The sequence below is a fragment of the Bacillus sp. 95MFCvi2.1 genome, assembly GCF_000374965.1.
Lineage (GTDB): Bacteria > Bacillota > Bacilli > Bacillales > Bacillaceae_G > Bacillus_A > Bacillus_A pseudomycoides.
In genome coordinates this window covers 360,058-373,505 of the sequence record NZ_KB895692.1, presented here as the reverse complement: position 1 = coordinate 373,505, position 13,448 = coordinate 360,058, and the positions used below count along the sequence as shown (strand labels likewise).

Genomic DNA, 13,448 nt, shown 5'->3' with positions numbered 1-13,448 from the left:
AGGCGAGAGTGGAATTTCTCGCCTTCTTTCTTTTTAAAAACCTTTGAACCGCTTTCTATGATTGAAATAAGAGAGGCCAATAACAATGACTGCAAACAAAAGTGGCAAGGCAATCATCTTTGGAAATGCTTGTAATAGTGAAAGAATGTACAGAAAAAAAGAAATACAAATGCCAAATAGTAGAAAAAAGATATGTGTTTTTTTCATGAAATCCCTCCTAAAAAGCTTCTTTTCATAGCTTATTCAGTAATGAAAACGTTTAGAATGTGACAAAAGTGTGAAATTCGACAAAAAGGCTTGTCATCTGACGTCGAATCTTGTAATATAATAAGCGTGAACGAATTCACATACAAACATATACCCCTTTGTTTGAACGTGAAAATTTCTCCCATCCCCTTTAATATTTTTATAAGCCGTAAAGAAAAAGACCTGGTGTTTACACCAGGTCTTTTTCTTTTGCAATCCATTTCCAATAACGTTCGCATTTCACTTCAATCATTCGTACTTTTCTTTTCAATGACAATTTTTTTAGTTCTCGTTCTATTTCTTGCTCTGAGCAGTTATAAATAAATGCAATTTCTTTTGATGACATAAATTGGACCATTTCTAATAAGAATTCCAGTGGTGGTAAAGGTGCTGGCTCAATGTCACATTTTACAATTTCTTTTAAGAGTTGTACGTACACATCATACGAATAAATTCCTGCAATTTTAATGCCCTCTTCATCTGAATTTGCATGAAAGAATACGAGAGAAGGGATTTCGGTAATGTGCATTTCGTTTGTGAACTTTAAATCGCACTGAAATGCTTTTTTTGCACTAATCGAATGCAAATCTTTTTTAAATTCCTCTACATCAATGCCGCTTTGCTGTGCGCATGCAAGTAGTGATTGCAAATCTGGTTTTGATATATTTTCAAGAAAAATGTATTCTTGAAGTTTCCGTAAAAATTTCGAACCTGCTTTTCGACCTTGCAACTCAGCTGCTTTAATTGCCATAGAAACTAAATACGGTGTAGATGAGGCGTCCTGCATATGTACTTTTCCATCGCATGAAAAGCCGTGCAAACTTGTTGTCTTTTCCCACACAAATCGAATATTAGCAGGTTTATTCCATTTGTGTGGGGAGGCGATTGCCCCTTCCACTTTGCCGGTTAATATGTGCCGAATCGAAAAATATTTTCCGTATTCGAGCCATAATTTAATGATGACTGGTTCGATTTCCCAGCAATCTTTGCAAAGTGGATCAATAAACAAATAGGCTTCCACAGATTTATGTTCGCATTTGGAAAGAGAAGGAATGCGCATATGCTTTGCTTCCTGTTTATCCATTACGCTTCACCTGTTTCGTTTGGAGTGTTGACCATATGCTGCGCAGTTAATGCTAAACGTTCAAAAACAAATTCTCGAATCTGCCCTTGTACTCCTGTATCTTCCATTGCTTGCTCCATACATGCTAACCAGGCTTTCGCGCGCTTTGGTGTAATCTCAAAAGGGAGATGGCGTGCTCTTAGCATAGGGTGACCATGTTCCTCTGTATACAAATTCGGCCCACCTAAATACTGCGTTAGAAATTGCTTCTGCTTCCTGGCTGTTTCTGTCAAATCGTCTGGGAAGATGGGAGATAAGTCAGGGTGTTTACTGACATAGGAATAAAACGTATCGACTAATGCTGCAATGCCTTGTTCACCGCCAATTGCTTCAAATGGTGTCATCGGTTGCTTGTTCATCCTGTATAAACTCCTTTTTCCATCAAATGTATATCTATTGTAGCAATGGATTGTCACGAAGAGCAACTAAACAGCTCTTGTGTAATCCTTTGCCCATTTTTTCCTTAAGATAAAGCTAAATATAAGTGCAACATTGGTAAAGGTGAACCATTAGTAGGAAAAGCACCTACTGATGGAAGTTCCATTTTACCCAGCTACTCACAATCAGTAACCTTCCTTTTCATAGAAGAAAAAACAAAGAGGGAAGGACTGACCGTAAGAGCCCGATTGGTGAGGGCTTTCCATCAGTGAGAAAAAACTTCTACTAATGGAAGTTTCACTTTAGCGTGCTTTGTTTTGTTTGGCAAGAAAAAAGCGTTGCACTTTATTTTTTGTATGGCGAACAGGTATATGGTATTTGTTCAATAAATTGAGGAAATCAGCTTTGCCCGCTGCTTCATCTTGTACTTCATATTCAAGTTCATAATCATCGTGATTGTAATAGAAACTATGATCAAATACAAGTGTGCCGCCCTTAAATGTAGTTTCTGCTCGTTCTGTTGTTAAGCTTCCCATATAAGCTAAAGTAGAAACAGGGATTTGCAGGGCATGTAGTTGATCTGCTACAGGGCCTGGAATGAGCCCGTTTGTTTCCATCATTAGTTGTGCTTCTCGTGCTGTTAAAGGTTGATGAGTTTCCAGTAACCCAATTTCAGCTGGTTGTTTTAAAGTTAATGTATAAGCTCCGTCTTTATGACGAATACGAAGAGCAGAGCCTGCTGCTTTTAAAGAAAAATGAGGTGTTTCAAAATAATGATTCACTTGTTTTGTAAATGATTCGATAGAAAACACATCGCATAATGCTTGAAATTCTTCTTCTGTGACCATATTTTTAAATTCAATTTCAATTTCTTGTGTCATTGTATAAGCTCCTTCTTAAGAGTAATTCTTTAGACATTATCGCTTTTTCGCAAATTTGGTTCAATGTTTTATTTGTTTGCGTCTATGTTATGATACAATAATAGTGTGAAGTAAGACAGGAAGTTGATATGGAGGAGTTAGAGCATGCAAAATAAAATCCAAGTTAAGAGCGTAGAAGAAAGAGAGAATGCTCTTATTTTTTGTGCGGAAAATATTGAAATACAAGTGGAGGAGTTAAAGGTGCGTAATCACGTACTTGTAGACTCAGATCATTTATCATTTTTATATATTTTAGAAAACGAATCAGCATTCATTTATGTAAGTATTCCGCATACATGTTGGGAAGCAATGCACAGTGCAATGAAGAATGATAAAGCAATGTTTGTTCGTGTAAATAATACTGAAATTGAATTAGCACAATTGAAAGAAGAAGTGGAATATTTAATTGAAAATATTGAAGGTAATGCAAATTACGGAGAAGAACTTGTAACGACTGTAGAAAAGGTATTTCTATAAGCAAATGGATTGACTTTGGTGGTGGTTGAAATGAATCGTAATTGGGAAGAATTTTTAGCGCCGTACCACCAAGCGGTGGCAGAGCTAAAAGTGAAATTAAAAGGAATGCGTTCTCAGTTTACAATGTTAACCGAACACTCTCCGATCGAGTTTGTAACAGGTCGGGTAAAGTCGGTTGCAAGTATTATTGATAAGGCGGAAAAGAGAAATGTACCGCTTGACCGACTCGGAGAAGAAATGCAGGACATCGCTGGTCTTCGGATGATGTGTCAATTTGTTGATGAGATTAAGCCTGTTGTCGAATATCTTCGAAAACGAAATGACTTTGAAATTGTGGAAGAACGAGATTATGTGACGCAAAAGAAAGAAAGTGGTTATCGTTCATATCACGTTGTAATTAGTTATCCTGTTCAAACGATTTGTGGAGAGAAAAAAGTATTAGTTGAAATTCAAATTCGAACATTAGCAATGAATTTTTGGGCAACAATTGAGCATTCTTTAAATTACAAATATAGTGGGCGTTTTCCAGAAGATATTAAAGTGCGCCTTCAGCGTGCGGCAGAAGCAGCATTTTTATTAGATGAAGAAATGTCTTCGATTCGTCTTGAAATTCAAGAAGCACAAAAGGTTTTTTCGCGCAAACAAGAAGCGAAAGAATCCGAATCATAAACTAAAGGGTGTTGGGCGATGAAATTTGCAATTATGTCAAAGGGAGATCAATCATCAAACGCACTTGCAAGTACAATGACAGGTTACTTGCAAGATTTTGGGTTTACAATGGATGAGGCGGAACCCGATATTGTAATTTCTGTTGGGGGGGATGGGACGCTCTTATACGCGTTTCATCGTTACTATAATCGATTAGATGAGACAGCTTTTGTTGGTGTACATACGGGACATTTAGGGTTCTATGCAGATTGGTTGCCAACAGAAGTAGAAAAACTTGTGATTGCAATTGCGAAAACACCGTTTCAAGTGGTGGAATATCCGCTTTTAGAAGTCATTATTCGCTATGTGAATGGAAGTAAGGAATCACAGTATTTAGCAATGAATGAAGCGACAGTAAAAAGCGCAGAAGGAACATTAGTAACAGAGGTGGAAATTCGCGGAGAATATTTTGAAACGTTCCGCGGGGACGGTCTTTGTATTTCTACTCCTTCTGGAAGTACAGCCTATAATAAAGCGCTAGGCGGAGCAATCATTCATCCTTCGATTGAAGCGATACAAATTGCGGAAATGGCTTCGATTAATAACCGTGTGTTCCGTACAGTCGGTTCACCGCTTGTTTTACCGAAGCACCATACATGTGTTTTAAAGCCATCGGCAGGAATGAATTTACAAATTACGGTCGATCATTTAACGATGGTTCATCAAGACGTAAAGTCAATTCAATACCGCGTTGCAAACGAGAAGGTGAGATTCGTTCGTTTTCGCCCATTCCCATTTTGGAAACGTGTTCGCGATTCGTTCGTTGCGGGTGAATAGAGAGGATTTATGTATTTGAGAAGATTTACATTAAAATGGTGTATGACAGAAGCAGAGAAGGGAATGCTCATTCGGGAATTTCTAAAAACGAAAGGGATTTCTAAAGCTGCTTTGACAGATATAAAGTTTCAAGGTGGGGCAATTGAAGTTGACGGTAAGCATGCGACGGTTCGGCACGTATTACAGGCCGAGGAAGTATTGCAAGTGTTTTTTCCGGTTGAGGAGAGAAGTGAAGGAATGCTGGCTGAAAATATTCCACTGACTGTCCTGTATGAGGATGAATCCGTAATGGTAATCAATAAAGAACCATACATGTCAACCATTCCGTCAAGGGAACATCCGGCAGGAAGTGTTGCGAATGCGCTTCTTTATCATTATGACAGGCAGAATCTTGCAAGTACGGTGCATATTGTAACGAGACTGGACCGTGATACGTCAGGACTTATGCTTATTGCGAAAAACCGTTTCATTCACCATCTTTTATCAAAACAGCATCAGCAAAAGCAAGTGCAACGAACATATGAAGCAATCGTTCATGGAGAATTGCTAGAAGAGTCGGGAACGATTGATGCGCCAATTGGAAGAAAAGGCGATAGCATTATTGAACGAATGGTATGTGAAGACGGTCAAAAAGCAGTTACGCATTTTCAGGTGATGGAGAGATTTCCTGATAAAACAAGAGTCTCACTGCAGTTAGAAACAGGAAGAACACATCAAATTCGTGTACATATGGCATATTTAGGCCATCCGCTATTAGGGGATGACTTGTATGGGGGGAGTAAGTCGCAGATGAAACGACAAGCGCTCCATAGTACGAGTTTAACCTTCTATCATCCTATTTTAGAAAAACAGATGAAATTTCATGCGGATGTGCCAGAAGATATGAAAGAATTATTAAAATAAGCTGCCTTCACATGAGGGCAGCTTTATTTTTTAGTTATGTAATTGGACGAAATTTCTCAGGCACAAACGGCATCGAAGAAGGAACTGAAATCGTCTCCATCTCTGGATAACGCAGCCCTGTTAGTTTCCCGCCAAAAACAGCTCCTGTATCAATATTTACCGTATGATTGACAAAACGAGGTTCTGCCACAGGAGTGTGACCATACACAATCCAAGCTTCTCCTTCATAATGCTTCGCCCAATCACGGCGGACAGGTGAACCATCAGGATGTTTTTCTCCAGTAATGTCCCCATATAATACGAAAGTTTGGACTTTCTTATCACTTCTTCCGATATAATCTTGGCGAATACCAGCGTGACAGACGATGAGTTTTTTGTTATCAAGCACATGATAGAGAGGTGACTGTTCGTAAAGATCGATAAATTTTTTCTGTACTATTTTTTGTTCGCGAGTTTGAAGGGCTTCATATTCAGCGACGGTTGTTTCTAATCCGTGTGCGATTGTTACGTTACGTCCGATGAAAAATCGGTACAACTTATTACAATGATTTCCCGGAGCGTAATAAGCTTCTTTTTTATTTATTACAAGCTCCCATACAATTTCAATCATTTTTAGGGATGCCGGGCCACGGTCAGTAATATCTCCGACAAAAGCAAGTTGTCTCTTCTCTGGATGGACAGGAAGACCGCTATCCCAGTTATAACCGAGCTGCGCTGTTAATGTTTGAAACTCTTCTAAACAGCCATGGATATCTCCGATAATATCGTACTTCATTTCACAACCTCCATCTTATTTTTACTTAGTATACCTAAATTGGATATAGAAAAAACCATACCCGCTGGATATGGTCTAATCAAACATAAACGTTTTTGTTCGCGATCGTACGTTCAGTACAAAGCCAATCGCAATCATATATGTCAGTAAGGAACTACCGCCATAACTCATAAGAGGAAGGGTAATCCCTGTAATCGGAAGTAATCCAATTGTCATCCCAATATTTTGGAATACTTGGAATGTAAACATTCCAATCGTTCCTGCACATAAATAGCTACCGAATGGATCATTACTTTCTAAAGCGATATGAATCATACGATAAATTAATAGGAAGAACAGTGAAATAACAACGCTTGCTCCTAAAAATCCAAATTGCTCAGCAATGTTTGTGAAAATAAAATCGGTATGCGGTTCTGGGAAGTATACTTGACCATTCTCCCAGCCTTTACCGTGTAATTCACCTGATCCGGTTGCTAAAACAGCTTGCCTTAACTGATATCCTTGTGTTTCATATTCATAAGGTGCTAACCAGCCGTAGAAACGATCTAATTGATATTCTTTTAAAATATGTTCTTTAAAGAATGCTGTATGCGCAAAGTAAGTGTACGTTAACGCAGAACCAGCTGCTATAACAAGTGTAGCTAAACCGAAAATAAAGCGCCAGCGTATACCTGAAACTAAAATCATCGCGGCGAGCATCGCTGAAATAACCATTGTATTTCCTAAGTCTGGTTCTTTCGCAATTAAAAGTAGTGGTGGTAAACTTGCGCCAAATATTTTGCCGAGTAAAATGAGATCCTCACGCGGCGTCCGAAACGGATACTTTTCATTATGATTGACGATAATGCGGCCAACGACAATGATTAAAAATAACTTCATAATCTCGGAAGGCTGGAAGTTACCAAGGCCTGGAACACTGTACCAAGCAGTAGCCCCTTTAATTGTTACAGCTCCAGGAACTTTTAATTCAAGTCCAATAAGTAAAATCATCGCAAATCCATACAAGTACCAAGCGATTTGTTTATATCGGTCAAAATCAATAACCATAATCGCAAAAATTGCGATGGCCCCAATGAAATACCATTGAATTTGTTTCGCAACAAAGTTTACCTGTTGTAAAGCCGGTGGTAAAGATGGTTGTGCACTTGCGATAGCAAAACAACTCACAGCCCCGATTACGAGTACAATCAGGATTAATATGTAATCTATTCGATATTGAGAATTCTTATCTTTCAACGTACGTAGTCCTTTCTATTGCTCTTTGCGTAATACAAAAAAAGACGCTATTACCATATTAGCGGATTTTGGATGGTTTGCAAATATGTTGTTTGGATTTTGAGTGTGAGATGTTAGATTATATAGATATAAATTGAGAAACTGAGATAAAACCTTTCTTTTTTAGATGGGAGAGAGCGTCCGACCATGCATAGAAGCGGTTAGGGCTTATTTTCGCCCCATGCCAAGTTTAAAACAAAGGGAGGGAGTGAGAGCGGTTCCTTTTTATTCTTCATAGCCGTGATTTATCCAGCAAGTACTTTTAAATAGAGGAAATAAAGATTGAGCTTTCGTAGTAGCAGGAAAGTGAAAGAGCAAAAGAGAAGTAAAGAACCAGTTATACTAATAATTTTGTTTTGCCTTATTTTAAATTTGTGATATGATATAAATATATTACCAGGTACTAATAACTGATATTATTTAATAAATTTAGGGGGATAAATAAATGAATCTTCTCAACTTAAAAGGAAAAAACATTATCGTAATGGGAGTTGCGAACCAACGAAGCATCGCTTGGGGTATCGCTCGTTCACTACACGAGGCAGGAGCAAACTTAATTTTCACATATGCAGGTGAGCGTCTAGAAAAAAACGTACGTGATCTAGCAGAATCATTAGAAGGACAAAAATCACTTGTGTTACCATGTGATGTAACAAACGATGAAGATATCGCGCGTTGCTTCCAGTCTATTAAAGAAGAAGTTGGAGTTGTTCACGGATTAGCACACTGCATCGCATTCGCAAACCGTGATGACTTAAAAGGTGAATTTGTTGATACATCTCGTGATGGATTCTTACTTGCACAAAACATTAGCTCATTCTCATTAACAGCTGTAGCAAGAGCTGCGAAGCCATTAATGACAGAAGGCGGCAGCATCGTTACATTAACATACCTTGGTGGAGAGCGCGTTGTAGCAAACTACAATGTAATGGGCGTTGCAAAAGCATCACTAGACGCAAGCGTAAGATACTTAGCAAACGACTTAGGGCAGCACAACATTCGCGTAAACTCTGTATCAGCAGGACCAATCCGTACGCTATCAGCAAAAGGTGTTGGCGACTTCAACAGCATCTTAAAACAAATCGAAGAACGCGCACCACTTCGTCGTAACGTAACACAAGAAGAAGTTGGTAACACAGCGCTATTCTTATTCAGTGATTTAGCAAGCGGAGTTACTGGTGAGAACATTCATGTGGATTCTGGGTATCATATTTTAGGGTAATGAAGAATCAGAGTTGAAATTAGATGTAATATTTTAGGTGGAAAAGCACCACACATGTTCATCAAACTAAGATAAGCTTATATTCATATAACATAAAGAAAAAACGCTATCCTTTTTGCAAAAATATGCAGAAAGGATAGCGTTTTTCTATTATGCTTCAGATGGGAGAGCAAGTGTTGAGGAAGTAATAAAAAGGATTACTTAAATTTGATAATTGTATATACGTATGAAAAGTATAAAATGTCTAAGTAAACCGAACCGGATGTAGGTGATTTTCTCAAGATGACGGAAATAAACTTTAATAATCATTCATCTTATTGTAGCGGTTACTTGAAGCGAAAGGCATAATCTCGTCTTATTATTTTATGTGAAAATAAATGGTGAAATATTTTTGTTTGCGAAAATATATATTTATAAATTATTGAAGAAAACGAGTTGAAATGATAAGATGAAAAATTTAAATCAAGGAGGGAGAGCGGTGTCGAAGAGTGCTGGTGCTCCAAAAAAGAAAGGCGTTTTATTTGTGATGAATCCTATAGGTGGAGGAGTAGAACATTATCAAAATATGTATATTGAACAGAATCAGCATAAGTATAGAATTTATAAGATGACGTTTAGAGCTGGAATGTTTTGTATAGAAGATATGAATCAGGAACACCCCCTGTACTATGATTTAGAGTTACATAATTATGATGAAACGAGTTTTCGATCGCTACTCAAGTCAATGGATATTGAACTAATTTATATCAATCATCTCATTAAATTCCCTATATTTAAGTTTATAAACCTTATTCAATATTCTGGGATTGAGTATATTTATTTTATACACGATTTTTTTTGTGTATGTCCTCTAGTTAACTTGATTAAAAGAAATGGCCCTTACTGCAATAATGAAACAGATGTGAATATATGTAAGGCATGTTTGGATGGAGGGAGAGAAACAGATATTCAAACTTGGAGAAAAAATTTCGAGTTTTTTTTATCAAATGCCCAGAAGGTAATCGCTCCAAGCAACAGTGCAAAAGAAATTATAAAAAAACATTTTCCTGACATTATTATAGATGTACAGGAACATCCTTTATCTCCTAATATCTACCATACATATACCTCTGAATTTGCAAATGAAAAACAGCTTAATGTTGCCTTCGTAGGAAATATATACAAAAATAAAGGATCACACATTTTATATAAACTTAAAATGGAAATTGAAAGGAGGAAGCTACCTTTTTGTATAAAAGTAATTGGGTTAACAGATAGGCACAAAAGAAGATTTGTCAGTCCAAGCGGACATTTTGTTGTAACAGGACCATATGATAATAGGGAATTTTCTAATCTGTTGGCAACACATAAAATAGCTATCGTTATAACTTCTTCGATATGTCCAGAGACATTTTCTTATACAACTAATGAGGCTATGTTTTCAGGGTATCCTGTCATTGCATTTGATATGGGAGCGCCAGCGGAGCTAATCAAAAAATATAACGGGGGATGGATTTTGAAAGAAGTGAGTGGTAGGAGTATCTTACAATTGTTACAAAAGCTCTTAGTAAATCGCAGTGAGATTTTAGAAAAAGCGGGTAATCTATCAGTAGTCTGTCAAAATAAAGGGATTTTCTAATTTTTTCAAAAGATGCATTAAGATATTATCGTGTTTTGTAACTCGAATTCAAAAATGATAATTGTGTATGTAGAAGAGTCGCATTAAATCGTTCTATTGTTGATAAAGATGTTTTTAGATGCTTTTTTTAATCATATTAAGTGAAGGGGGCTGTTTTACAGGAAATGAGAATAGCCCCCGTAGGAAATATTTCATAGGTAAAAAAGAGCGATGAAATTTATGCGAGAATTTGATTTACAGAGATAGGAAGTTTACTTTATGTTTTTAAGAGGCTTTTCGTTAAATCAAATCCCAACTTACAGGTGTCCCCTTAGCAATATCTTTTTTTACTTTTTTTCCTAGTAAAATAGGGAGGTATTTTGGTGCTAAACCATAACCAGGTCGAATAGCTTTTATATTTTCTGTTGTTAAAAGATCCCCAGCTTTCATATCTTGTGCTACATATAGAGAACGTCGAAACTTTAATGAGCTTTTTTCCATATCAGTCGGTCCATAATAAATTTTTCCTAGTGACTTCCATGCCCTTTCTGTTTCAACAACAAGAGAATTTAGTTCATCAGCTTCCATTGAAAACGCGGAGTCTACTCCTCCATCAGCTCTAGATAAAGTGAAATGCTTTTCGATTACAGTTGCGCCCATTGCAACACTTGCGATTGCAGCTCCCACTCCTAATGTGTGATCTGATAAACCTACTTCACATTGAAATAATTCTCTCATATGGGGGATTGTATGAATATTAGTGTTTTCTGGAGAAGCAGGGTAAGTACTTGTACATTTCAATAAAATAAGATCTTTACAGCCCGCTGATCTGACAGTCGTGACAGTCTCATCTAATTCTGAAATTGTAGCCATACCTGTTGAGATAATAAGAGGTTTTCCGGTAGAGGCAGCTTTGCGGATTAAAGGAATATCAGTATTTTCAAAAGAAGCAATTTTATAACAAGGGACATTGAGAGATTCTAGAAAATCAACTGCTGTTTCATCGAATGGGGTGCTGAATGGGGTGATACCTAATTCTGTACATTTATCAAAGAGTGGTTTGTGCCATTCCCATGGTGTGTAAGCTTGTTGGTATAGTTTATAAAGTGTGTTTCCTTTCCATAAGCTGTTTGTATCTTCTATTTTAAAATCTTTGTTATCTATATCAAGTGTCATAGTATCGGCTGTGTAAGTTTGAATTTTTAGAGCATGTGCGCCAGCTCTTGCTGCAGCTTCAACTATTTGCAATGCACGTTCTAATGACTGGTTATGGTTTCCAGACATTTCAGCAATGATAAATGGTTGGTGGTTGCGACTGATTTTCCTTCCATTAATTTCAATTTCATTCATTTTATCTTCTCCTTTTTAACCATTCATTTTTGCTTTACCGATTATATCTTTTACTGACGTATTCCATCCATTAGTAAGTAAATGCAAATATATTTTTTTATCTTTTAATCTATGATAACTACCGCCAGAAGGTTGCGGTTTCCTCATAACTTTTCCAGAATAAATGAATTTCCAATTTTCAATGAAAAGTCGTTCTATTTCTTGGCATAGTCTATCGTAGGCGGTTTTTAATGTATCATTTTCTTTGTAGGGAACTTCCGATTGAGTGATAATATCGCCCGTATCTAACCCGTTATTCACATAATGAATTGTAACCCCTTTAGGTGTATCTTCAAGGAAACTCCATAAATTTGGATCAGCACCCTTATTCCAAGGAAGATAAGAGATATGCAAATTAATAATTTTGTTATTAAATTTCTCAATAATAGAAGGAGGAATCATATATCTGTATCCATAGCTGACGATAAAGTCAATATTAATAAGAATAGGTGAGTGAATGTCTATTCTATTTTCATAGAAAACAACACTATTTCCAGATGATTTAAGAAAACTGTACAAATTATTACATTTAGATCCTAATAATAGAATGTTCATAATATCTTCCTTAACATTTAATATTGTAAAATCTTTGATACTACACGTGTTTTTCCAAAAGCGTCTACAATCTCCAATGCTTTTCTAGAAGATCCCTCTAAATCAAAGTTTCCGCTCCTAACAATCTCAAGGGCATTACAAATATCCTTCTCGTAAATTTCTTCTGATTTTCCAATGTAAAAATCAATCCCTAAATCTCCTACTGTTTTACATATTTCAACTTGATTATGTGCTACTGAGATTAATAGTGCGGGTAATCCTAAACAATATCTTTCCCAAGTGGTTGAACCTCCAGCACATATGGCTAAATCCGCTTCATTCATTAATCTAGACATATAATCAATATTATGATGAAAGACCATATTTGGATGCTTTTTGCATAAATTTTGGATGAAATCTTTTTGAGGATTTGATCGACCGATAACTACATGAATAAGAAGCTGCGTATATTCTATTGCTTCTAGAGCTTTGATTACTTTGGAAGTTTCATTAGTGGGATCACTTCCACCAAAAAATATGAGTATTGTTTTAAGGGGATTTGTTCTTTTTCTTACATTTTTTCGTTCTTTTAAAAATTCGGATCTTAGCAATGCATATTTGGGGCCTAATAATTTTATACAATTTATAGGGATTAATTCTTCGTATCTTTGATCTATGTTTGCATAATAATTTTGATCTAGCAGTAGATCACATATATGTAACCTATCTGCTAAATCATCTATAACCATTATATAGTGGGCGAACTCCTTTAACTTTTCTTCCCACTTTTTATCTAAAGCATAATGATCTACAATGAGCCAATCAGCAAAGCGAATGCTTTTACGTATCATTTCTATTGTTTGTTGAGCATCAACTTCCCAGCTCGTTTGAAGCCATTGAGCATGTTTAGTATTACAATTATTTCTTACTAACTTCATTTTGGGTAACATATATACTGTGTGTCCCTGAGATTTTATAAAGTTACACATATGACCGTCCAATTCCCTAGATATAAAGGAGATCTGATGTCCTTGATTTTTTAACTCTTTTGCTAAGGTTAAACATCGCATAACATGCCCTGTTCCAATCTCTATAGAAGCGTCAACACGAATGAGTATGTTCAT

Annotated in this window: 15 protein-coding genes; 6 read left to right on the top strand and 9 right to left on the bottom strand. The window is 36.6% G+C overall.

The features are described from left to right. Window positions 1-33: 33 nt before the first annotated feature. From C568_RS34645 to C568_RS0107515, 4 genes are all read right to left on the bottom strand, one after another. Window positions 34-207 (bottom strand): hypothetical protein, encoded by a 174-nt coding sequence (locus tag C568_RS34645; protein ID WP_006093954.1) that lies wholly within the window; start codon window positions 205-207, stop codon window positions 34-36. Between the two features lie 229 nt (window positions 208-436). Further along, window positions 437-1,330, bottom strand: a complete 894-nt coding sequence (locus C568_RS0107525) for a ClpXP adapter SpxH family protein (protein ID WP_006093953.1) — start codon at window positions 1,328-1,330, stop codon at window positions 437-439. After that, window positions 1,330-1,728: a globin domain-containing protein gene (locus C568_RS0107520; RefSeq protein ID WP_003195936.1), complete on the bottom strand. Its 399-nt coding sequence runs from the start codon at window positions 1,726-1,728 to the stop codon at window positions 1,330-1,332. The genes C568_RS0107525 and C568_RS0107520 overlap by 1 nt, the downstream gene beginning before the upstream one ends. A gap of 321 nt (window positions 1,729-2,049) precedes the next feature. Then, the gene (locus C568_RS0107515) at window positions 2,050-2,628 is read right to left on the bottom strand and encodes a CYTH domain-containing protein (protein ID WP_006093952.1); all 579 of its coding nucleotides are present in this window, start codon (window positions 2,626-2,628) and stop codon (window positions 2,050-2,052) included. Window positions 2,629-2,772: 144 nt separating this feature from the next. Between C568_RS0107515 and C568_RS0107510 the strand changes: the two genes are divergently transcribed. The 4 genes from C568_RS0107510 to C568_RS0107495 are packed head-to-tail and all read left to right on the top strand — an operon-like array spanning window position 2,773 to window position 5,532. Continuing rightward, the gene (locus tag C568_RS0107510; RefSeq protein ID WP_018781151.1) at window positions 2,773-3,144 is read left to right on the top strand and encodes a hypothetical protein; all 372 of its coding nucleotides are present in this window, start codon (window positions 2,773-2,775) and stop codon (window positions 3,142-3,144) included. Between the two features lie 30 nt (window positions 3,145-3,174). Then, complete coding sequence (locus tag C568_RS0107505) at window positions 3,175-3,813, top strand: GTP pyrophosphokinase (protein ID WP_016113795.1); 639 nt, start codon at window positions 3,175-3,177, stop codon at window positions 3,811-3,813. 18 nt (window positions 3,814-3,831) lie between these two features. Then, the gene (locus tag C568_RS0107500) at window positions 3,832-4,629 is read left to right on the top strand and encodes an NAD kinase (protein WP_003195940.1); all 798 of its coding nucleotides are present in this window, start codon (window positions 3,832-3,834) and stop codon (window positions 4,627-4,629) included. A 15-nt stretch (window positions 4,630-4,644) separates the two neighbouring features. Beyond that, window positions 4,645-5,532, top strand: a complete 888-nt coding sequence (locus C568_RS0107495) for an RluA family pseudouridine synthase (protein WP_029427027.1) — start codon at window positions 4,645-4,647, stop codon at window positions 5,530-5,532. A gap of 34 nt (window positions 5,533-5,566) precedes the next feature. Here the strand turns inward: C568_RS0107495 and prpE are convergent, their stop codons facing one another. Continuing rightward, window positions 5,567-6,307 carry a bis(5'-nucleosyl)-tetraphosphatase PrpE gene (gene prpE, locus C568_RS0107490; RefSeq protein WP_018764017.1) on the bottom strand — a complete coding sequence of 247 codons (741 nt, stop codon included), beginning with the start codon at window positions 6,305-6,307 and terminating at the stop codon, window positions 5,567-5,569. A 75-nt stretch (window positions 6,308-6,382) separates the two neighbouring features. Beyond that, window positions 6,383-7,543 carry an FtsW/RodA/SpoVE family cell cycle protein gene (locus C568_RS0107485; RefSeq protein ID WP_018764018.1) on the bottom strand — a complete coding sequence of 387 codons (1,161 nt, stop codon included), beginning with the start codon at window positions 7,541-7,543 and terminating at the stop codon, window positions 6,383-6,385. A gap of 484 nt (window positions 7,544-8,027) precedes the next feature. Here C568_RS0107485 and fabI point away from each other — a divergent pair, with 484 nt between their 5' ends. Beyond that, a complete protein-coding gene (gene fabI, locus C568_RS0107480) occupies window positions 8,028-8,804 on the top strand; it encodes an enoyl-ACP reductase FabI (RefSeq protein WP_018781149.1) in 777 nt (258 codons plus the stop codon). Window positions 8,805-9,282: 478 nt separating this feature from the next. Beyond that, window positions 9,283-10,422 carry a glycosyltransferase gene (locus tag C568_RS0107475; RefSeq protein ID WP_018781148.1) on the top strand — a complete coding sequence of 380 codons (1,140 nt, stop codon included), beginning with the start codon at window positions 9,283-9,285 and terminating at the stop codon, window positions 10,420-10,422. Between the two features lie 279 nt (window positions 10,423-10,701). Here C568_RS0107475 and pseI read toward each other — a convergent pair whose 3' ends face one another. Genes pseI through pseG form a run of 3 tightly spaced genes read right to left on the bottom strand, consistent with a single transcriptional unit; the run spans window position 10,702 to window position 13,448 of the window. Further along, window positions 10,702-11,751, bottom strand: coding sequence for a pseudaminic acid synthase (gene pseI / locus C568_RS0107470; protein ID WP_018781147.1), 1,050 nt, complete (start codon window positions 11,749-11,751; stop codon window positions 10,702-10,704). A 15-nt stretch (window positions 11,752-11,766) separates the two neighbouring features. After that, window positions 11,767-12,345 carry a formyltransferase family protein gene (locus tag C568_RS0107465; RefSeq protein ID WP_006093945.1) on the bottom strand — a complete coding sequence of 193 codons (579 nt, stop codon included), beginning with the start codon at window positions 12,343-12,345 and terminating at the stop codon, window positions 11,767-11,769. Window positions 12,346-12,362: 17 nt separating this feature from the next. After that, window positions 12,363-13,448, bottom strand: a complete 1,086-nt coding sequence (gene pseG, locus C568_RS0107460) for a UDP-2,4-diacetamido-2,4,6-trideoxy-beta-L-altropyranose hydrolase (RefSeq protein WP_018764022.1) — start codon at window positions 13,446-13,448, stop codon at window positions 12,363-12,365.

Excerpts from the sequence above, each read along its gene's own strand:
- fabI (WP_018781149.1), top strand. The coding sequence starts at position 8,028 with ATGAATCTTCTCAACTTAAAAGGAAAAAACATTATCGTAATGGGAGTT.
- C568_RS0107500 (WP_003195940.1), top strand. The coding sequence starts at position 3,832 with ATGAAATTTGCAATTATGTCAAAGGGAGATCAATCATCAAACGCACTT.
- pseI (WP_018781147.1), bottom strand. The coding sequence starts at position 11,751 with ATGAATGAAATTGAAATTAATGGAAGGAAAATCAGTCGCAACCACCAA.
- C568_RS0107525 (WP_006093953.1), bottom strand. The coding sequence starts at position 1,330 with ATGGATAAACAGGAAGCAAAGCATATGCGCATTCCTTCTCTTTCCAAA.
- prpE (WP_018764017.1), bottom strand. The coding sequence starts at position 6,307 with ATGAAGTACGATATTATCGGAGATATCCATGGCTGTTTAGAAGAGTTT.
- C568_RS0107465 (WP_006093945.1), bottom strand. The coding sequence starts at position 12,345 with ATGAACATTCTATTATTAGGATCTAAATGTAATAATTTGTACAGTTTT.
- C568_RS0107515 (WP_006093952.1), bottom strand. The coding sequence starts at position 2,628 with ATGACACAAGAAATTGAAATTGAATTTAAAAATATGGTCACAGAAGAA.
- C568_RS34645 (WP_006093954.1), bottom strand. The coding sequence starts at position 207 with ATGAAAAAAACACATATCTTTTTTCTACTATTTGGCATTTGTATTTCT.
- C568_RS0107510 (WP_018781151.1), top strand. The coding sequence starts at position 2,773 with ATGCAAAATAAAATCCAAGTTAAGAGCGTAGAAGAAAGAGAGAATGCT.
- C568_RS0107505 (WP_016113795.1), top strand. The coding sequence starts at position 3,175 with ATGAATCGTAATTGGGAAGAATTTTTAGCGCCGTACCACCAAGCGGTG.
- C568_RS0107520 (WP_003195936.1), bottom strand. The coding sequence starts at position 1,728 with ATGAACAAGCAACCGATGACACCATTTGAAGCAATTGGCGGTGAACAA.
- pseG (WP_018764022.1), bottom strand. The coding sequence starts at position 13,448 with ATGAACATACTCATTCGTGTTGACGCTTCTATAGAGATTGGAACAGGG.